The sequence below is a fragment of the Paenibacillus sp. RC84 genome (assembly GCF_041260495.1).
Taxonomy (GTDB): Bacteria; Bacillota; Bacilli; order Paenibacillales; family NBRC-103111; genus Paenibacillus_F.
The window spans coordinates 12,396-31,490 of record NZ_JBGBYL010000011.1 but is presented as its reverse complement, the minus strand read 5'-3'; the positions used below and the strand labels follow the sequence as shown (position 1 = coordinate 31,490).

At 54.0% G+C, this 19,095-nt stretch carries 17 protein-coding genes; 5 read left to right on the top strand and 12 right to left on the bottom strand.

The genetic code is table 11. The features are described 5' to 3' along the window. Window positions 1–190: 190 nt before the first annotated feature. On the bottom strand, window positions 191–1,234 hold the full coding sequence (locus ABH899_RS23275) for a LacI family DNA-binding transcriptional regulator (protein ID WP_370000931.1): 1,044 nt from the start codon (window positions 1,232–1,234) through the stop codon (window positions 191–193). Window positions 1,235–1,593: 359 nt separating this feature from the next. Here ABH899_RS23275 and ABH899_RS23270 point away from each other — a divergent pair, with 359 nt between their 5' ends. Further along, window positions 1,594–2,319: a winged helix-turn-helix domain-containing protein gene (locus ABH899_RS23270; RefSeq protein WP_370000929.1), complete on the top strand. Its 726-nt coding sequence runs from the start codon at window positions 1,594–1,596 to the stop codon at window positions 2,317–2,319. Window position 2,320: 1 nt separating this feature from the next. Next, the gene (locus ABH899_RS23265; protein WP_370000927.1) at window positions 2,321–3,817 is read left to right on the top strand and encodes an ATP-binding protein; all 1,497 of its coding nucleotides are present in this window, start codon (window positions 2,321–2,323) and stop codon (window positions 3,815–3,817) included. Window positions 3,818–3,964: 147 nt separating this feature from the next. Here the strand turns inward: ABH899_RS23265 and ABH899_RS23260 are convergent, their stop codons facing one another. The 3 genes from ABH899_RS23260 to ABH899_RS23250 all read right to left on the bottom strand — a co-directional run bounded on the left by ABH899_RS23260 (window position 3,965) and on the right by ABH899_RS23250 (window position 7,752). Then, window positions 3,965–4,714: a YheC/YheD family protein gene (locus ABH899_RS23260; protein WP_370000925.1), complete on the bottom strand. Its 750-nt coding sequence runs from the start codon at window positions 4,712–4,714 to the stop codon at window positions 3,965–3,967. A gap of 298 nt (window positions 4,715–5,012) precedes the next feature. Then, window positions 5,013–6,602, bottom strand: a complete 1,590-nt coding sequence (locus tag ABH899_RS23255) for a peptide chain release factor 3 (protein WP_009673075.1) — start codon at window positions 6,600–6,602, stop codon at window positions 5,013–5,015. A gap of 67 nt (window positions 6,603–6,669) precedes the next feature. Further along, window positions 6,670–7,752 carry a metallophosphoesterase family protein gene (locus ABH899_RS23250; RefSeq protein WP_370000923.1) on the bottom strand — a complete coding sequence of 361 codons (1,083 nt, stop codon included), beginning with the start codon at window positions 7,750–7,752 and terminating at the stop codon, window positions 6,670–6,672. Window positions 7,753–7,944: 192 nt separating this feature from the next. On the opposite strand from ABH899_RS23250, the gene ABH899_RS23245 reads away from it, so the two are divergent. Further along, window positions 7,945–9,411: a methyl-accepting chemotaxis protein gene (locus ABH899_RS23245; RefSeq protein ID WP_009673073.1), complete on the top strand. Its 1,467-nt coding sequence runs from the start codon at window positions 7,945–7,947 to the stop codon at window positions 9,409–9,411. Window positions 9,412–9,457: 46 nt separating this feature from the next. On the opposite strand, the gene ABH899_RS23240 is transcribed toward ABH899_RS23245, so the two are convergent. From ABH899_RS23240 to zwf, 6 genes are all read right to left on the bottom strand, one after another. Then, window positions 9,458–10,021 carry a GNAT family N-acetyltransferase gene (locus tag ABH899_RS23240; RefSeq protein WP_009673086.1) on the bottom strand — a complete coding sequence of 188 codons (564 nt, stop codon included), beginning with the start codon at window positions 10,019–10,021 and terminating at the stop codon, window positions 9,458–9,460. Window positions 10,022–10,214: 193 nt separating this feature from the next. After that, the gene (locus ABH899_RS23235) at window positions 10,215–12,152 is read right to left on the bottom strand and encodes an FtsX-like permease family protein (protein ID WP_370000920.1); all 1,938 of its coding nucleotides are present in this window, start codon (window positions 12,150–12,152) and stop codon (window positions 10,215–10,217) included. Next, a complete protein-coding gene (locus ABH899_RS23230; protein WP_009673076.1) occupies window positions 12,127–12,903 on the bottom strand; it encodes an ABC transporter ATP-binding protein in 777 nt (258 codons plus the stop codon). Before ABH899_RS23230 ends, ABH899_RS23235 begins: the two co-directional genes overlap by 26 nt. 114 nt (window positions 12,904–13,017) lie before the next feature. Continuing rightward, complete coding sequence (locus tag ABH899_RS23225) at window positions 13,018–14,130, bottom strand: sensor histidine kinase (RefSeq protein WP_370000918.1); 1,113 nt, start codon at window positions 14,128–14,130, stop codon at window positions 13,018–13,020. Next, window positions 14,123–14,833, bottom strand: a complete 711-nt coding sequence (locus tag ABH899_RS23220) for a response regulator transcription factor (protein ID WP_370000916.1) — start codon at window positions 14,831–14,833, stop codon at window positions 14,123–14,125. The genes ABH899_RS23225 and ABH899_RS23220 overlap by 8 nt, the downstream gene beginning before the upstream one ends. Before the next feature lie 137 nt (window positions 14,834–14,970). Further along, window positions 14,971–16,488, bottom strand: coding sequence for a glucose-6-phosphate dehydrogenase (zwf, locus tag ABH899_RS23215; RefSeq protein ID WP_370000914.1), 1,518 nt, complete (start codon window positions 16,486–16,488; stop codon window positions 14,971–14,973). A gap of 159 nt (window positions 16,489–16,647) precedes the next feature. Here zwf and ABH899_RS23210 point away from each other — a divergent pair, with 159 nt between their 5' ends. Beyond that, on the top strand, window positions 16,648–16,968 hold the full coding sequence (locus ABH899_RS23210; RefSeq protein WP_009673171.1) for an LSm family protein: 321 nt from the start codon (window positions 16,648–16,650) through the stop codon (window positions 16,966–16,968). 88 nt (window positions 16,969–17,056) lie between these two features. Here the strand turns inward: ABH899_RS23210 and ABH899_RS23205 are convergent, their stop codons facing one another. Then, window positions 17,057–17,494, bottom strand: a complete 438-nt coding sequence (locus ABH899_RS23205; protein ID WP_370000912.1) for a GNAT family N-acetyltransferase — start codon at window positions 17,492–17,494, stop codon at window positions 17,057–17,059. 453 nt (window positions 17,495–17,947) lie between these two features. On the opposite strand from ABH899_RS23205, the gene ABH899_RS23200 reads away from it, so the two are divergent. Then, complete coding sequence (locus ABH899_RS23200; RefSeq protein WP_370000910.1) at window positions 17,948–18,406, top strand: hypothetical protein; 459 nt, start codon at window positions 17,948–17,950, stop codon at window positions 18,404–18,406. Window positions 18,407–18,455: 49 nt separating this feature from the next. Here the strand turns inward: ABH899_RS23200 and ABH899_RS23195 are convergent, their stop codons facing one another. Continuing rightward, window positions 18,456–19,091: a response regulator gene (locus tag ABH899_RS23195; RefSeq protein WP_036739861.1), complete on the bottom strand. Its 636-nt coding sequence runs from the start codon at window positions 19,089–19,091 to the stop codon at window positions 18,456–18,458. Window positions 19,092–19,095 lie beyond the last annotated feature (4 nt).

Below are 19,095 nucleotides of genomic sequence, written 5' to 3'. Positions count from 1 at the left end.
CCTCTATCCTCCGTTAAACCTGCCGTGCGGGCAGAAAGGTTGTCCCGGCAGCCTCCGTTGTTTCCGCTCAAGCAGATCAACCTGAGAACGGGTCTTTTTTTCTCTATTATAGCATACCGGAATTTAGAGCAGATGAGCCGGAACCGAACTGTATCCCGCAAAAAGCGGGCTGCTGCTTCTGCCGGACCTCTTAATTCCCCGGCCGCGGGTTGGAGGAAGCACGGACGACGAGCTTCGTGGAAAGCCGTTCATGGAACGAAGCGGGCAGCTCGCCCTCTTCCGGGGAAGCGTTGATCCGCTTCAGCAGGGCATCGGCCGCGAGAAGTCCCATCTTGAAGAACGGGACATAGACGGACGTCAGCGGCGGATCGCTGAGCTTGGCGGCTTCGGAATCGTCATATCCGACGATGGCAAGATCTTCTCCGGGGACGATGCCCCGTTCTTTCAGGCCCTGCATGAGGCCGACCGCCATCCGGTCGTTCGATGAGAATACCGCATCGACACGGCCGCCGAGTTCGGCAATCCGTGCCGCCGCCGCATAGCCGCTTGTCCGGCTGTAGTTGCCTTCCAGAATCAGCTCGGGCTCCGGCACCAGACCCGCTTCGTTCAAGGCCCGGTAATAGCCCCGCAGACGATCCGCGCTGTTCGAATACTGCGGCGATCCGTTCAGAAACGCGATCCGCCGGTACCCGCCTTCCAGCAAGTGCTTGACCGCCTCGTAGCAGCCCTGCTCATGATCGGCGTCCACAACGCTGTAGGTCTCCCCTTCGTAGTGCTGATTGATCAGCACGAACGGCATCCCCTGACGATCGAGTTCCCGGAACCCTTCCCGCTGTGCGGGCACGTCCAGCGCCCCCAGAAAAATACACCCGTCCACTTTGCGGGAACGGTAAGGCTCCGTGTAATCCACGGATTCGTGGGGAGAACGGAACATGACCAGCATGTCGCAGCCGTGCCTGCGGACCCCTTCGCCGATTCCACTCAATATTTCCGAGAAATAATACGTCGAAAACAGATGCACCTTCGGCACATACGGCAGAATCAGTCCGATATGACCGCTTTTCCCCAGAGCGAAGCTGCGGGCCACCGCATTGGGATGATAGTTCAGCTCCTTGGCGGCCGCCAGTACTTTCTGCTTCGTGCTTTCCTTCATAGGCCCTACATTGTTAAAAACGCGGGAAACCGTCGCTTCGGATACACCCGCCATCTTTGCCACATCTTTTCTCGTTACCATGCCGCTACCCCTTAGCTGGCGTTCCTTACCGCCCGGTTTCTATGGATATTTCAATGGAAATATACTTGGTTGGATCATAATCGTTCGATTCGATAAGATCGTTATCGTTTATTGTAAGAAATTTTTCGGATAAAATAAATGAACACGCGTTCATTTTCTCATGTCCAGCGGCTTTCTGTCAATCGGCGGCAGGTGCCTTCCGTCTGCTCCGGCCCTACTTGCGCTCGCCTATCCGACCGACTATGCTAAGATTATGAAAGCGCCCTAAAACAAGCTGCGCATGCAGCATCGAACAACAATCACGGTTGCGGCCAAAGCCCGCCAGGACAACCGCTTGTCATATAAGGAGTTGAGCGAAAATGAAACTGCTCGTCGTGGAAGACGACCGGTCGGTGTGCGAAATGCTCCGCCCTTTTCTGGAACGCGAAGGGACCGTTACGTTCGTGCATACGGGCTCCGAAGCCGAATCCCTGATCCGTGAAGCCTCCTGGAACCTGATTATCCTGGACTGGATGCTTCCGAACCGCAGCGGGATCGAGCTGTGCCGGATGATCCGCACGACACAGGACACCCCCGTTATTCTGCTGACGGCCCGCGGAGAAGAAGGCGACCGCGTACTCGGATTGGAATCCGGCGCGGACGATTATATCACGAAGCCGTTCAGTCCGCTGGAGCTTCTCGCACGCATCAAAGCGATTATGCGCCGCTATCACAGCGGGCCCGGCAGTAGGGCCGACAACGGTGCTGCGGAGTCCGCGTTCCCGGAGGATCTTGTCGAAGACAACGGAGAGCGGCTCGTCCACAAAGATATCAAAGTCGATACGAGCACTCGCGAGGTCTACGTCGGCCCGGATAAATTCACAAACCTGACGCCCCGGGAATTCGATCTGATCTCCCTGCTTGTCCGCTATCCCAAACGCGTGTTTACCCGGGAGCAGCTTCTCGAAGCTGTGTGGGGGTACGACTTTTACGGGGATGAACGCACGGTCGATGTCCACATCAAGAGACTCCGCACCAAAATCGGCAGCGCCGAGAGGCCGTTGATCGCCACGGTCTGGGGAGTCGGCTACAAATTGGAGGAATAAGATGAAGTTCAGGCTGATTCCGACCCGGCACCGCTTCACGTTTTTCCAGAGACAGTTTGTCTCGCTGCTTTTCCTGTCTCTGCTTGTGCTGGTGCTCGTCAGTTTTATTTTCGTCTATCTGTTCAAGATCCACATTTACGACGAGAAAACGGAAGAGCTCGAGAGCGCCGGTGACACGATTTCGCGGCTGATCCTCCGGGAGGAAGTCGTGCCCGAATTGACGCTGAGCGCCTACCGCACGGTTCTGAGGGAGCGCGGCATTTCCTTTATCGCCATGAATGCGAAAGGGCAGCTTTATTTTAAAGACCAGCGCACCACTCCTCCGACGTTCCGGTCCAAAACGTTCATGGACAGCCTGCTCGCCCAGATCCCCAAGCTTCAGAGCGGCAAAGCCCTGATCGTGGAAGAAAGCGGACCGGACCCCTATCTGGTATATCCGTACGAGCTTAAATTAAAGCATTCCGACGGCAAAAATTATTTGTTTGTCATGTCTCCGGTCAAAGGAATGACGCAGACGCTCTCCCGCGTTTACGAAATGGTCGTGCTCGCCGGGATCGTGGTTTTTGTGCTCGCCATGATCGTCGCGCTTATCGTTTCGCGCAATATGAGCCGGGCCGTCCTTTCGATCCGGCAGGCCACCCGACGCATCGCCGACGGGCGGTACGATGCGCGCTGCGATCTCGCGCGGACGGACGAGCTGGGGGATCTCTCCCGGGATTTCAACCGGATGGCGGAACAGCTGGAGTTCACTTCCCACAAACTGGAGCGTATCGAAATCAAGCGGAGGCGTTTTATCACCGATGTGACGCATGAACTGAGAACGCCGCTCACCTCGATCCGGGGGATTGTCGAAGGTCTGAAAAGCGAGTATATCACCGGACACGAAGAGCAGGTCAAATACTACGGCATCATTGAGCAGGAAACGCTCCGGCTTATCCGTCTCATCAACGAACTGCTGGATATGGAAAAAATACAAAACGGCCTCATCACGCTGCGCCGCGAGTATTATCCGTTGAATGATTTGCTTGAAGTGCTGAAAGAGTCCTTCGAATTCCTGATCGGGGACAAAGACCTCCATCTGGAAATCGACTGCCCTCCGGACACGTTGATTTACGGCGATTATGACCGTTTAACGCAAATTTTGATTAATCTGATTAAAAACAGCATCCAGTTCACGTCTCACGGCACCATCCGTATGACGGCAAGACAGACGGAGACCGCCACCGAGCTGAGCATCTCGGACACGGGGCGGGGGATGACCGCCGAGGAGATGGAGCAGATCTGGGATCGCTTCTACAAGGCCGATCCTTCCCGCTCCAAAGACCGGAGCGAAACGGGCCTCGGGCTTTCGATCGTGAAGCGGCTTATGGAGGCGCACGACGCCGAAATACGCGTGTCGAGCGTGCCCGGCCAAGGCACCACGTTCCGCCTGTGTTTTCCCGTCAAGCCGGGAGAAGCGGCTCATACGGGAGAATTGCCGGGAGAAGGAGAAATCTAAGAGCGGCGGCTTTCGGCGCCTGGCCTGTTCTTCTTCGCTGCTCGTTCTTCCCGGTATCCTGCTGTAAGCTTTGCAGTTTGCAATGCAGTTCTTCCGATGCCCCTCCAACCAAAACGGCCCGGCTGACACCGCCCGGCCGTTTCTTTTTCATTTGCGTTTGTTGTACTTGTAGTACCGCAGTACCTTCGCGTAGATGCGCTTATCCTTCAGGACTTTAAAAATATATGGGTCCGGCTTCGTATTCACTTCCAACACCCACGGCTTAAGTTCCTGATCGACAGCGACATCCAGCCCGATTTCCCGGATACCCGGATACTTCGAACGGAGAGCATGAGCGGTGCCGAGAGCCAGCCGTTTAAGCTTGGCTTTGAAGCGCTTCAACTCTTCGGCGCCCAGATAAGGGCCGAGTAAGGTCTCAACGGAACGCAGCTTTCCTCCGCTGTGGTAGTTCGTAACCACCTTGCCGGTTTGGGAAACTCTGCCGATCATTCCGCTTGTTTCCCATTGCCCGGCCGGATTGATCTGCACCATGACCCGCAAATCGAACACGTTCTTGTCATGCTTCAGCATGCGGATACCCTTTTGGACTAAATATTTGCGTCCTCCCGTTGCCGTCTTCAGCGATTGATACAGGTCCTCGCAAGTTTCAAAGCTTCGGGTCGTCTTCCGGTGCTGATACCGGTATGGCTTGGCATCTTGTTCGTTATAATCCACCCGCATTACGCCCCTGCCGAACGTCCCGCAGTCGGGTTTCACGTACACCATGCGATATTCGTTCAACATATCCCGCAGCGATTCTTCCGACAGGATCCGTGTCGCCGGTATATGAGGACGCACAGCCGTGCTGTGCAGGACAGCCTCCGTCTTTACCCACTTGCTCACGACATATCTTCTCATCCGGTGCTTCCTCCTATCATCCGCCGACATACCTGCTTGAATCAGATTATCCAAACCTGCGATTAGCTTATGAGGCCGGGCCAAGGACTGTCACGGACAAACGCCTGCCGCCGGGAAAATGCAGCCTTACGGGCCGGCCGAACGAACGAGTCCGTAAACAAGAAGCCGAGACGGACAGCCACGACCCGGACTAGCGCCAAAGCATTCCAAAAAAGCCATCCCGCCCAAATCGGCGGAATGGCTTTCGTTTAATACGGAGGAGCGGGGAATCAACCACCACCCGGTCCTCCTTGTTTATTTAAGGCGCGTTTGTCAGGAACTGCGCATTCGGATTTTTCTCCATGGCGGACCGCAGGGCGTACTCGCTCTCGAACAGGGCAACATAGTTGCCTTTCTTGTCCGTGACAAGCTGCGAGTTGATGCGGAAGCGGGACGGGTCGATCTTCTCGTCGATAATCCATCTCGCGAACTGGAAGCCCAAGCGCTGAAGCTGGATATCTACCCCGTACTCGGCCTTCATCCGGTGCTCGAACACTTCGAACTGAAGCTGGCCGACTACCCCGAGAATCGTATCGTCAAACGCCCCGGTAGTCCGGAACACTTGGATGGTTCCTTCCTCCGTAAGCTGGTCGATTCCCTTCTGATACTGTTTGTGCTTCAAGGCGTTCTTGACGGTTACTTTGCTGAAAATTTCCGGCGAGAACGTAGGCAGCTCATCGAACACGATTTCTTCCTTCTGGCTGAGAGAGTCCCCGATTCTGAAAATACCCGGGTCGAACAACCCGATGATATCTCCCGGATACGCCTCTTCCACAATGTCGCGGTCCTGTGCAAGAAACTGCTGCGGCTGAGAAAGCTTAATTTCCTTCCCGGCACGCACATGCTTCACAGACATGCCTCTCTGGAATTTGCCCGACACGATCCGCAGGAACGCGATCCGGTCCCGGTGGGCCGGATTCATATTGGCCTGGATTTTGAACACATACCCCGAGAAGTTTTCTTTGGTCGGCTCTACCATTTCGCCCTGCGTGTTTTTACGCGGCTCCGGAGCCGGTGCCAGTTCCAGGAAGTTTTCCAGGAACGTCTGGACGCCGAAGTTGTTGACCGCACTGCCGAAAAATACCGGCGTCAGCTCGCCTTTCATCACTTTCTCGTAATCAAACGGGTCGCCGGCAACGTCCAGAAGCTCCAGCTCTTGTCCGAGCTGCTCGTACATATGCTCGCCCGCGATTTCCTTGATAACCGGGTCCTCGTAGCCTTCTACCTTGCGGACGGCAACCTGCTTATGATCGTCGCCCTGGAACAGCTCCAATTGGGTCCGCTGGCGGTCGTATACGCCGCAGAACCGCTTGCCCATGCCGATCGGCCAGTTCATGGGGTACGAACGGATACCGAGAACCTGCTCCAATTCTTCCAGCAGCTCGAACGGATCACGGCCTTCACGGTCGAGTTTGTTGATAAACGTGAATATCGGAATGCCTCTCATGCGGCATACCTGGAACAGCTTGATCGTCTGAGCCTCGACGCCCTTCGCAACGTCGATCAGCATCACCGCGCTGTCTGCGGCGGTTAAGGTACGGTACGTATCTTCACTGAAATCCTGGTGACCCGGGGTATCCAGAATGTTGATCTTGTGTCCGAGATAATCGAACTGCATAACGGACGACGTAACGGAGATCCCCCGCTGTTTCTCGATCTCCATCCAGTCGGACGTCGCATATTTGCCGACCTTGCGGCCTTTAACCGTTCCGGCGAGACGGATCGCGCCTCCGAAGAGCAGCAGCTTTTCCGTCAATGTAGTTTTACCCGCATCGGGGTGGGAAATAATGGCGAACGTGCGGCGCTTGGCCGCCTCGGTTTGAAGCTCTTTTTGTAAAGGTGTACTCATGGTTGGATCCTTCCTGCTTTCTCTATAGTTCATCTTATGCCGCGGCCCGCTTCCGGTGCCTGCGGCGTCACACGCTCTTCTTGTTTAATGCGATCGTCCAGTGCGCTTCCTTCAGCCATCTGCGCTGGGCGTATTCGCGGCCGCGGACCACGACCTTATTCTCGAAGACCTGGACGTAAAGACCTTGCGTCTTCGATTTTCGGGCATCCGGCAGAGCCTTGTTCAATGTCCGGCCGACCGATGAGTTGTGAAAATAATGAAACGGCTCCTGCAAATAGTGGGCCGATCCGTTCTGGAAATCCTGATGCCGGTGCCCGCAGAAAACGAAAACGTTCTTGTACGGGGCGATCAGCTCCCGGATTTCCTTGCCGCGGACGATCTGGTGGCTTCCTCCGCTGCGTCCCTGCATCGGCAGAGGCTGGTGGATCATAATGAAGATCCGCGCCGTTTTGTCCAGTCCCGCCAGTTGGGCTTTAAACCACTCCATCTGCGCGTCCGTGTACCAGGCGCCTTCACCCGCTTCGGGCTTCTCCTGCATGTAGCCTTCCTGTGAAAGCAGCAGAATGGTGCAGCCCTCCAGATCCATCCGGTTATACGGCTGTTTGTACCCGAAAAATGTTAAAAATCTTTCCCTGGCCATCGCGTCGGTCTTGCCGTTGGGCATGCCCTCCCGGTTAAACTTGCCGGCTTTGTCCAGCCAAAGATCGTAATATTCGTGATTCCCCATATTGGCGTGCACGGGCGGAAGCTTGTACGCCTTCATAAGCCGGCCCAGCTCCTTGTAATCCCGCTCTCTCCCGTAGTCCGTACAATCGCCGGTCAGAAGGAGAACATCCACCGGCTGCTTCATGGCCGTCATATCGCTCAGAGCGGATTTAAGATGCTCCAGAGTCAGCGGATCGTCGGGCGAAGCGTGGATATCGCTCATAATCGCGAAAGTGGCGAGCGCCTTCCCCGCCTGCGGATCATCCGGAAGCTGAAGATCCTCTCCGGCCGGGAGCTCTTCGGCTTCTTCCGCCTGGACCACGGCAGCCTCACGGTCCGAAAGACCGGATTTCCGCCTTAATCCGCTTAATACGGTTCCCGCACCGGCCCCCAGCAGAATGGCGAAAAATGCGGTCAGCCATTTGAGAAACGAGCGCCTGTCCATCTGCCAGCTCCTTCCGGCTAAGCTTCCCCCTATTATAACCCGTTTTTTGCCGCACTGCACGCGGATTCTTCAAGCGCCTTCCGAAAAAAAATCACAAAAATAAACTAACATTTATTAGTGGAATCTATAAACTTTTTACGGTAAACAACCGATTAGGTGAAAGTAAACAAATATTAAGAGATGAGGGAAATCATGGAATCAAAGGATCTGCTTTTTAAAAGGAACAAACTGCTCAACCGCATTCTGTGGATCATGCTCGCCCTGGGTATCGTAATCGATCTTATGACGGCCAGCTTAGAGGTTGTTCTCGTACTTGCCGTTGTCGGCATAGTGATTTGCGGAATCAGCACCTTGATGTCGGTTAAACACATAGCGCCTCAGCTCGTTATGTATATTGTTCCGGTGAACGTAACCGTTTTGACCGCCCTGCTGATTTATGCCGAACCGCTGACGAGCACGTATTACCTCATTTTTGTCAACATCGCGCTGATGACCCTCTACTCCAATTATCGGCCTATCGTATTCTCCGGTATACTTGGAGGGGCATTAACGGCCTTTTTATTCATCCAACCGCGTTTTTACGAAGCCATGTTCCCCAAAGAATCCCTCGCCAACCTGCTGCTCTACGTCGCCATGATTACCGCGGCTTCCGCCGCTTCCGCACGATTCTCGGAGAAACTTCAGACAGAAGTACTGGAAAAGCAGGCGGAGACCCTGGACGCGAAGACTCAGACGGACTCGCTGCTGGAACAGGTCGGCTCTACCGTGCAGGTGTTAAACGAATTCAACGACACGCTCAAAACGAATGTGGCTACAGCCGGAAAAATTTCGCAAGAGGTCACCGCCACGTTCGGCGAAGTCTCTACCAGCGTCGAGCATCAGACTCAAATTGTTGTGGATATCAGCAGTTACGTTCAGGAAGTCGAACGGGTCGTCTCCAGCGTAGCCGATGGCTCCGGTACGCTCCAGCGGCTGTCTACGGAGAATATCGGCCTGACGAATCAGGGAAGCGAACAGGTTCATGCCCTCAGCGCGGAAATCGAAACCGTCTACAGCATCATTCACCAGACCGTCCATTTGATGAATGATCTGAATGAACAAGGCGTACGCATCGGCAGCATGGTCGGGCTAATCAACGACATCACATCTCAGATCAACCTGCTTGCGCTCAACGCGGCAATCGAGGCCGCCCGGGCCGGAGAGCACGGCAAAGGCTTTGCCGTCGTATCCGACGAAGTCCGCAAGCTCGCCGAGAACTCCCGCCGCTCCACGGAAGAGATCAACGACATTCTCCAGGGCATCCGCCACACGAGCATCGAGGTGACCAAACAGGTGAATCTCGGGAAGCAGGCGATTACGGCGGGACGCGCCGCCAACGAACAGGTCGAGAGCATCATCCAGCGGGTAGCCGACAATACCGGACTCGTCAAAAACCAGTCCGATCACGTGGAAGAATCCGTTGCGCTGCTGCAGGAGGAGTACCGCAAAATTTCTCACGAAATTGTCGCCATCGCCGGAAGCACGGAGCAGAACATGGCTTCCTTCGAAGAGATTATGGCGGGACTTGAGAATCATGATGCCCGCATTAAAGATATCGTGACGAGCTACCAGCGTCTGGACAGCCTCATCACGAATTTGAAGGCGATGACCCGCGGTTAAAGAAAACAGGAACACCCTCGCACGAGGGTATTCCTGTTTTCTTTTTTCAAGAGCCGACGGCAGGCAGGACGATTTCCGGCTGTTCCGGATTCGGAAGCAGCCAGCCGTAGCCGTGTTTATTCAGGTAGAGGCGGCTTACGTCGCATACGACGGGTACGACCATCCCTCCCTTGTAGTGGAAAGGCTCCGCAATACGCTCAAGCTTGATCCGGAATGCCATGCGTAGAGCCTTGCACAGCTTGGGTTCCATCAGCGCCACGATATGCGTGCAGCCGCGATTTTCACAGTAATGTACGATGAGCGAAATGAGCTTGTCCAGGTTGCGGCCCCGGTACTCCGGAAGGAGCGCCACCTTGTCGACCTCCACAGCCTTGCCCGGCGCAAGCGCGGGATGTTCAGAGAACGGAGCGAGAGCGTCGAGCGGATGGCGGCCGGAGTCATAGCGTTTAAACTCTACCGTCCCGGCCGCTTCACCGTCCTCGGAGAGAATCAGGTAGCAATCCGCGTCCCGGCGGGTAAATTCCAGCTCAAAGCCCTGCTGCTGCCAGACCCGGGTCCAAATGCGGTCAAATAAAATGAAATCGTCCAGACTGTCCCCTTTTCTATACATCTCTCTTCTCTCCCATCTTTAAATTCCATAGATTTACAATTTAGTTATACATCTTTTCTTTACTTTTATCGTCAATATACATAATATTTTACATATAAAATAATTTACAGGTCAAAAAGAAAAAGGCTTTTCCGACCCGCCGACCGACAGCGGGATAGAAAAGCCTTTTGATCTAACAGTCTAACAACCTGAATTAACGAACCGAATGCGCTAAAATTCTCTTCATGTACGAGCGTCTGGCGGCCAGGAAATAAAGCGTCTGCATCAGAGCGAAAATAACGAACACCACCGCCGCGTAAGGCCATATGTTCGAGATCAGCATATTCCCGAGCGCCTTCATCGCAAAGGACGTATGGACAAGTCCGACCACAAGAGGGATAAAAAAGATCATCCCGACCTGCTTGGAAACCGTCCGCCTGATTTCCTGATCCGTGATCCCTATCCGGGTGAGAGCCCGGAACTGGGCCTGGTCCTCTTCGATCTCGGTAAACAGCTTAAAATATATCATGCTGCCAGAAGCGATAAAGAAAAGAAAACTGACGAAAATTCCGATGAATAGCATCAGCGACATCATTTGTTTCGTTTCCAGGTACTGATTGACACGAGTCCCGAAATTCTGCTTCTCCTGCTCGGGCACCATTTTTTCGATCTGATGCACGGTCGGAGAGGCTTCCTCCCAATTTTTGATCTCGTAGCCGTATAAGACGCTTTTGTCCTCGTTCGGGGTGGCGTCCATCATTTCCTTGAACTCCGAAGCATCCGTCACGAGCAAAGTTGAGATATCGAACTGAGTGGGAAAAACGGACCCGTTAATTTGTTCGTCCAGCGTAAAGGTTCGGGTTCCCGTTTCCAGCTTCGCTTCCAGGTTTTGGCCGGGGGTGAAAGACTTGCGCTGCTGCTCCTTATACGGGTAAATGTACGACGCATGGCCCCGCTCCACCCGCAGCTCCGGCCTGCTCAGCCGTCTGGCCTGGGTGTTGTAGTCATCCTCCGAGACGATGAACAGCTGCTGCTCCCGGACTCTGCCCCCCAGTTCGACGGGGACCCGGACCGGAATACCCGCCATCCGCACCTCATAATCCAGCTCCACCCCGTTTTGTTTCAGGGTGTGTTTCAATACATCCGGATCCAGTACGCGGTGACTGTCCAGCCCTTTTTCCGCAAAGGCGATGGATTGAGGGTAATGTTCCATGAGTTGGTTGCGGGTATCTTTAAGGATCACATACACCGTACCGGATGCGGACAAAATGACAGCCGACAGGATAGACACCATAAAAAGCATCCGCGCATTATCTTTCAGCTTGAACGTCAGCTGCGAAATCGTAATCAGGTTCGTCTGATTGTAATAAAGCGAAGTCCGGCGCTGAAGCCTCCGGAGAATAAACACACTGCCCTGGGTGAACAAAAAATACGTTCCCAGCACCGTAAGAAAGACGACCGGCAGGAAATAAAGAATAAAATTCATAACCGTGATCCGATAAGCCAGCGTGTACCCCCCGATCAGACAGACGGCCGAGAGGACCACGAGCCAGATCGAGAAAGCCGGCATCTTTTTCGGCTGTTTGGAGGCCCGGAGCAGATCGATAATTTCCGCGCGTCCCACCTGATAAAGGGTCAGCAGGGTAATGGTCAGAAACAGCAGCAGAAACCCGATAACCGTGAGCAGTACCGCCTTTAAAGGTATGACGAACCGGATCGGGGAATCGACGGCAAGCAGCCGGGCCAGCCCCATAAAGAACAGCTTGCTGAACAGCGAACCGATTCCGATGCCGCAGGCGACGGCAAGAATGGAGATAATCACATTCTCCAGCAGCACCATCCAGCGGATCTGCCCTTTGGTCATGCCGAACAGCGTCAGCAGGCCGAATTCTTTTTTCCGTGATTTGAAAAAGGCCGACATCGAGTACAGGATAAAAAAGAAAGAAAAAATGATAATGATATAATCGCAGGCGATCATCACTTCCCGGATCTTAGATGCCGCCGGCATAGAACCGTTTATGACGTCCGGATGCAGAATAAACGCGGAATAAATATAAAAAATCGTAACGGAGAACACGCTGCTCCAGAAAAAAGCGCCGTACTGGTGCCAATTGCCGCGGATATTTTTAAGGGCGAGCTGTCGAAAATTCATCGAAATTCCCCCCAAGCACACTTAACGAATCGAGAATCTGCTGGAAAAAGGCCTGCCGGTTCGCTCCCCGTCTCAGTTCGGAGAACAGCTTCCCGTCCTTGATGAATACAATCCGCTTACAGTAACTCGCCGCAAAAGGATCGTGCGTTACCATCATAATGGTGGCGCCGAGCTGCTCGTTCAGCTCCTTCAGCGATTCCATCACATCCTTGGCGGCTTTGGAATCCAGGTTGCCCGTCAGCTCGTCCGCAAGCAGGATGGACGGCCTATGGATGATGGCCCGGGCGATGGCCGCCCTCTGCTTCTGGCCGCCGGACACTTCGTAAGTCCGTTTGTCCAGGATCGCCGTGATTCCGAGCAGCTCGGCGCACGGCTTAAGCCGGCTCTCGATTTCCGCCACCGGCTTTTTGTCCAGGGCAAGCGGCAAAATTATATTTTCCCGGATCGACAAGGTGTCGAGAAGATTGAAATCCTGGAAAATAAATCCCAGTTCACGCCGACGGAACAAGGCGAGCTGTTTCCCCGATAAAGCCGCGGGGTCCGTTCCGTTGATCTCGATATGGCCGCTCGTCGGTTTGTCTATCGTGGCCAGTATGTTCAGCAGCGTCGTTTTCCCGCTTCCCGAAGGCCCCATAACGCCGACGAATTCCCCTTCGCCGATCTCGAGGCCGATGTTCTCCAATGCTTTATAGGTCAAATTGCTTTTCGTCCCGTATATTTTCGTTACCTGCTCGGCTTTTAAAACGGCCATTCGGTATCCCTCCATTGATCGTGTCTATGTTCCTAGTATAGACCTCTGAGGAGAAGCTACCTATTGATTTGCCTTTCAATGCGGCGGGCCAACCTTACATTTTCGTCACCCGGGCTATTCTCCGCCCGCTCCATCCCGCTCTCCGAACCGGTGGAGACCCTGGCTCTGAAACATCAGGCTCACCGTCGTTCCTTGGCCCGGCTCGGATTGTATGTCAACCCGGTGTCCCAGCCGGGACATCACCTGCTTGACGAGATACAACCCCATCCCCGTCGACTCCGTAACGACGCCTCTTCCGTTCTCTCCCGTGAAAAAAGCGTCAAAAACCCGCGGCAAATCTTCCGGAGCTATTCCGATCCCGCTGTCTTGAACGGAAAGGCGGATGCCGTAAGATTGCTCTTCAATCCGGATAAGGAGCGGCTTGTTCCCTTCCCGCTTCCGGGAGTACTTAATCGCATTGCCGATAAGCTGGTGAAGCACGAATGAGAGCCACTTCTCGTCGGTTTCCACATAAATGTCCGGGGCGGACGACTCGATCTTCGGAAAGATAGACGCCCGGATACAGGCTTTCTTATAGTCGTTCACGATCCGCCGGGCTACGGCCGTAAGCTCAATCCGCCGCGGATGGACATCCAGCTCGAATTTTTCGAGTCTGGCCGTGTAAAGCATCATCTGGAGACCCGAGGCGATCTTCTCGTTCTCCTCCTGAATGCTCGAGAGAAGCTCTTTCATCCGGTCCCGCGGTCCCGGCGCTCCTTCCGACTGCTGGATAAGCAGGTCGATGACGGAAACCGGTGTTTTGAGCTGGTGGACCCACTGGTTCGTAAAATGCAGATGCTGCTCCTGAGCCGCCCGATAAGAAGACAGCGTGGACAAATAAGCCCGGTGCTGCTTCTGCAGCAGTTCGTTGACCGCCTGCTGCTCCTGCGTCCGGGGCGGCAGAAATAAAGCATTGTCCACCGAGCTTTGGGCGGATTCGCCGAGCCTCTTGTTCAGCGCGCTTGCGTAACCGGCCTGCCGGACATAATCATAAATCAGTACCGCCGTCCACACGGCTCCGGCCAGCAGGAACAAGTACACCAGATTGTCCGTCTTAACGGGCAGCCCCGCCTCCATACGGTCCAGCCACAACACGACCAGAATAAGCAGGATAGCGAAAAAGAAGGCCGCCGTGTACAAAAGCCGGTCGAACAAAAATCGCTTCCACGTCCAGGCTTTGTCATGCATCGCCGGTGTTCCCCCATTCCGTCTGAAGACGGTAACCCTGGCCCCGGACCGTTTCGATAATTCCCGGCAGGCCGATTTCTTCCAGCTTCCGCCTTACCCGCGTGACATTCACTGTCAGCGTGTTGTCATCGACGAAATGGACGTCGTCCCAAAGGGCCTCCAGCAGCTCCTCCCTGCTTGCAATACTTCCGGCCTTCTGCGCCAGGCAGTCGAACAGCAGCAGCTCGTTTTTCGTCAATTCCATCCGTTTCCCGGCGAATTCCAGACTGTTCTTCATCCGGTCCAGCTTCAGGCCGTTCAGCTCCCATTCGTCTCTGGACGGATGCGCCTGGGCGTATTCCCCGTATGCGCGCCGTAGCGCGCCTTTGACCTTGGCCAGCACGACGTCAAGATTAAACGGCTTCGTCAAATAATCGTCGCCGCCGTTTTCGATCGCCATCACCTGGTCCATCTCCCCCGTCCGCGCCGACAGGAAAATAATCGGCACGTTGGAGAACGTGCGGATTTGGCGGCACCAGTAGAACCCGTCGTAGCGGGGAAGGTTAATATCGAGCAGAATCAGATCCGGCTCCAGTTCGGCGGCCTCTCCCTTAATATCGTGAAACCGCACCGCGCGGAAAACCTCATATTCATATTTGATTAAAGTGTCTTTCAAGATGTGGGCGATTTTATCATCGTCCTCGACAATCAGAATGCGGTACATGCTTACCTCCCGGTTTCCCCTAATACAGACCCACATTTTTTCTCATTCATCTATGCGACCAGCAAAAGGAGCACCCGTCAGCCTAAGCCGCAGGGTGCTCCCGTCAATCTCTTGTTTGTGAAACCGGAACGGCCGGTTTAGGACTGGCTCGCCCAGATAACTTCGCCTTCATGCTGGCCGTTCACCGGCCACCACTTGAAGCCGTCCGCGGCGAGCAGTTCGTTGGCTGCGTCCGGGCCCCAGGAGCCTGCCGGATAATGGGCAAGGTCTCCGCCGTTTTCTCTCCACGCCTGAGCGATGGCATCCACGTACTGCCACGCGTGCGCCACTTCGTCCCAGCGAGTGAAGTAGGTGGAATCTCCGCGCATAGCGTCGAAGATCAGACGCTCGTATGCTTCCGGCGTGTTAAGCCCCACCTGGCAGCTTTGGCAGAAATCCATCGCGATCGGGATAATGACTCCCTCAGCGCCCGGTTTTTTGGCATTCATTTGCAGATAAATGCCTTCCATCGGGTTCACGCGGAATACGAGCAGGTTCGGCTGCAGGTCATGCTTGTTAGCCAGGTAAACGTTGTCCGGCACGTTCTTGAACTCCACGACAACCTCCGTGGATTTCACGGGCAGACGCTTGCCTGTACGGATGTAGAACGGAACTCCCGCCCAGCGGAAGTTGTCCACAAAAACACGTGCCGCCAAATACGTTTCCGTGTTCGATTCGGGATTGACGCTCTCTTCGCTGCGGTAAGCCGGCATTTCCTTGCCGTTCAGCTGTCCGGCCGTATACTGGCCGCGCACGACATTCTTATTGACCTCTTCGGCGGTCTCGAAAGGACGCAGGGAACGCAGCACCTTCACCTTCTCATCCCGGATATCTTCCGGATGAAGACGGCTCGGAGGCTCCATGGCCATCATGGCAAGCATCTGGAGCATATGGTTCTGCGCCATATCGCGCAGAGCCCCCGAATGGTCGTAATAACCGCCGCGGTCTTCGACGCCGACGGTTTCGCCCAGCGTGATCTGAATGTTGGCTATGTACTTGTTATTCCACAGCGGCTCGAAAAAGGCGTTCGCAAATCGGACCACTTCAATGTTTTGGACCATTTCTTTACCCAGGTAATGGTCAATGCGGTAAATATCTTTCTCCTCGAAAACTTGACGGAGCTGCTGGTTCAGCTTGCCTGCCGATTCCAAATCGTAGCCGAACGGCTTCTCGATCACGAGACGATGCCAACCGGTGGTTTCAAGCAGACCGCCTTCGCGGAGATTATAAGACACGTTGCCGAACAGCTCGGGAGCAAGCGCCAGATAGAACAGACGGTTGCCGTTGGTCTGGAATTTGACGTCCAGCTGCTGCGTCAGCGTGTTTAATTGGCGGAACCCGTCCACATTGTTAATGTCAAGCGGCAAATATTCGAAATGTTCCGCAAATTTAGCCCAGTCCTCGTCGTCCTGCACATGATGACGGGCGAATTCGTTAATGGAATCACGCAAATCTTCACGGAACTGCTCGTTCGTCCTAGAACGGCGCGCAAGTCCGATTACGGCGAAATGTTCATTCAGCTTGCCTTCACGGTATAAGCTGTAAAAGGCGGGAAACAATTTTCTCTTGGCCAAATCTCCTGTAGCTCCGAAAATCAGAAAAACAGCACCATTCATCGTCGCATCATTCTTTCTCTGTGGTTTTAGATTAGAATAAGCATACCGAAATTGCATAAGGGATTCAACTTTTTTTCACAAACCGGGCATCTGTCCAATCCGTTTCCGCCTCCCCGCCATAGGCTGTTATCAGAATTCTCCCCATGGAGGTGCAGCGCGGTGCAGCGAATCGATCCTGCAAAGAGTGAGCAAATCCGGCCCCATATCGGCAGACCCGTTCTCGTTTACTTAAGAGACGGCGCGGAAATTTTCGGTATACTTAGCCGGCTCGATCAAAGAAATCTGATTCTAAACGAAGAACCAGGTGTAAAAAATCTTTCTCCCAAAACAACCAAAAAATTAAAAGTGGCCAAGAAAGGCGGCAAAAAATCGGTCAGACTTGCTGCCGAAGAAAGTCAGCCCGTCATAGCCCGTCCGGCTGGGTATACCCCCATCGTGCTGGACCGAAATTTTATTGCCGCTATCATTGTACTTCAATAGAAAGCGGGCCATTCCACTCTACTATTCCCCAAAACCAGGAATGGACACATTCCTGGTTTATTTTTTTGCCGGAGCGGAGAACATTTTTTTAAAGCTCTTTTTCCATTAAATGAAGACGAAGCTGGGGCACATAGCTTTTGATGCTGTATCCTTTCGACAGATAGAAGGAAATGGCCTTCTCATTTACCGAATCCACATACAGCCGCGAAGCCCTGCATTTCAATTTACGGCCGTGTCTTTCGGCGTGCTCCATCAACGAAGTCCCCAGCCCCCGTCCTTGAAAGCGCGAATCGACCGCCAGCATATCGACAAACAAGCTGTCATCCGACACCTGAACGCTGACAAAACCGGCGGCTTGCGCCCCTTCGTCAGCCACGAAGGTTTCTCCCAGCTTGAATCTCTTCTTCATTTCCGAAAGGTTAACGTCCGCCTCCGGCACAGTCATTCTTGTGTAGGGCAAAAGCTCCTTTTCAGTCAGACGCACCAGTATCCTGTCATCCTTGGCCGGAATTCGTTTGCGGATCAAGAAACATCGCCTCCACATGGTTTGCAGATACTGCATCGTATGCGAAATGGCAGGCTTTGCTCCGTAAACAGGTGTTTATCCTCCAAGATTTTACCGTTTATTTCTTATACTTTTTGGACATGCCCCACATAAAGACCACGCATAGGACAAGAAAGCCGATGATGACCAATATCGTTGACCCGTTCACTGTCAAATCCCCTTTATTTTTCCCTATCTTATATGCCTTCATTGTAAGTCGCCGGAAGAGAAGCGTCAAACCGTCTTCCTGTCCTTACTCCTGTTATCGGCGCTCAGCGTTCGTAGTTCCATCGTTAGGCGATAAAAAAATTTTATAAAGTTGTCTAACTTCATGCTTTCAAAACGATAAAAACGTGGTAATATGATTGTAACTATATGGAAATCGAAAAAAGAAGGAATTCTTAAAAGCACGTTCATGAAAGGTGGCGGACGGTTATGTATATAGTTACACCCCAGTACGTGAATGAGACGTACCGCAGTCATTCCCATTTATTTCGGATTCAGGCCATCCGCCGTATGAACGGGCTGGGCCCTGTAAGCCCGCGCGGACCCTTTCCCGAGATGCTCTATACCCGGCAGGATCGGAGCGGCAAGGCAGGCCCGGCGGAGCAAGGCCAAACGAGCGGGCTTCCTGCTGAGCAGCGGGACGCCGCTTCCGGTAAAGATGCCCAGCGGCAATCCGGTATGCCCGCAATGCTTCGCAGGCTGGGAGAAACAAACGAGTGGAAACGGCCCAAAGATGATGACCGTTCCCGTCCGGCGGTGCAATCTGAGGAAGCGGAGGAATCGCTTGTTCAGACGCACGCAGCTATGCAGCAGATGAAGCTTAATAAAGCTCTGCAAGCCTACCGTCCGTTCGTCCGGAAGCAGATTGCCCTCGAATCCGCTGTATAAAGGGAAGCCCGCACCGCCATTCCGCGGTACGGGCTTTTTAGGTTGCGCTTTATTCCGCCAGACCATGCTTGAACGCATAAATGGCCGCTTGGGTGCGGTCTTCCACGCCCAGCTTGGCCAAGACATTCGTTACATGGAATTTAACGGTTTTAATTCCGATGAATAAATCATCGGCCACTTCCTGATTCGATTTGCCCGCGGCAATGAGCCGGAGCACTTCCATTTCGCGCTCGGTCAAATCTTCATGGGGAGCGGCGGCCGGCTTCGGCTGCCGGAACCGGTTCATCAGCTTCGACGCTACCTGCGACTCCAGAATGGATTGCCCTTTCGCAGCCGCGCGGATAGCCTGGGCGATTTCCGTCGCGCGGGAAGTTTTGAGCAGATAACTGAACGCTCCCGCCTCCAGAACCGGATACATCTTCTCGTCATCGAGAAAGCTCGTTAACACGATAACTTTGCAGTCCGGGTAAAGCTGGAGCAGCTTGCGCGTCGTTTCTATGCCGTCCATGCCTTCCATGACCAGGTCCATCAGCACGACGTCCGGTTTGTATTCCTGTGCCAGGCGAATCCCGTCTTCCCCGTTGCTGGCTTCGCCGACCACCTCGATTCCCTCTTCCGTACCAAGAACAGCCGCCAGTCCGATCCGGACCATCTCGTGGTCGTCCACCAGCAGTACTTTAACCATGTCC

Coding starts and splice junctions, on each gene's coding strand:
- ABH899_RS23235 (WP_370000920.1), bottom strand. CDS start 12,152: ATGAATTTTCGACAGCTCGCCCTTAAAAATATCCGCGGCAATTGGCAC.
- ABH899_RS23240 (WP_009673086.1), bottom strand. CDS start 10,021: ATGTATAGAAAAGGGGACAGTCTGGACGATTTCATTTTATTTGACCGC.
- ABH899_RS23230 (WP_009673076.1), bottom strand. CDS start 12,903: ATGGCCGTTTTAAAAGCCGAGCAGGTAACGAAAATATACGGGACGAAA.
- ABH899_RS23265 (WP_370000927.1), top strand. CDS start 2,321: ATGAAGTTCAGGCTGATTCCGACCCGGCACCGCTTCACGTTTTTCCAG.
- ABH899_RS23245 (WP_009673073.1), top strand. CDS start 7,945: ATGGAATCAAAGGATCTGCTTTTTAAAAGGAACAAACTGCTCAACCGC.
- ABH899_RS23200 (WP_370000910.1), top strand. CDS start 17,948: ATGTATATAGTTACACCCCAGTACGTGAATGAGACGTACCGCAGTCAT.
- ABH899_RS23225 (WP_370000918.1), bottom strand. CDS start 14,130: ATGCATGACAAAGCCTGGACGTGGAAGCGATTTTTGTTCGACCGGCTT.
- ABH899_RS23195 (WP_036739861.1), bottom strand. CDS start 19,091: ATGGTTAAAGTACTGCTGGTGGACGACCACGAGATGGTCCGGATCGGA.
- ABH899_RS23220 (WP_370000916.1), bottom strand. CDS start 14,833: ATGTACCGCATTCTGATTGTCGAGGACGATGATAAAATCGCCCACATC.
- ABH899_RS23260 (WP_370000925.1), bottom strand. CDS start 4,714: ATGAGAAGATATGTCGTGAGCAAGTGGGTAAAGACGGAGGCTGTCCTG.
- ABH899_RS23275 (WP_370000931.1), bottom strand. CDS start 1,234: ATGGTAACGAGAAAAGATGTGGCAAAGATGGCGGGTGTATCCGAAGCG.
- ABH899_RS23270 (WP_370000929.1), top strand. CDS start 1,594: ATGAAACTGCTCGTCGTGGAAGACGACCGGTCGGTGTGCGAAATGCTC.
- zwf (WP_370000914.1), bottom strand. CDS start 16,488: ATGAATGGTGCTGTTTTTCTGATTTTCGGAGCTACAGGAGATTTGGCC.
- ABH899_RS23255 (WP_009673075.1), bottom strand. CDS start 6,602: ATGAGTACACCTTTACAAAAAGAGCTTCAAACCGAGGCGGCCAAGCGC.
- ABH899_RS23250 (WP_370000923.1), bottom strand. CDS start 7,752: ATGGACAGGCGCTCGTTTCTCAAATGGCTGACCGCATTTTTCGCCATT.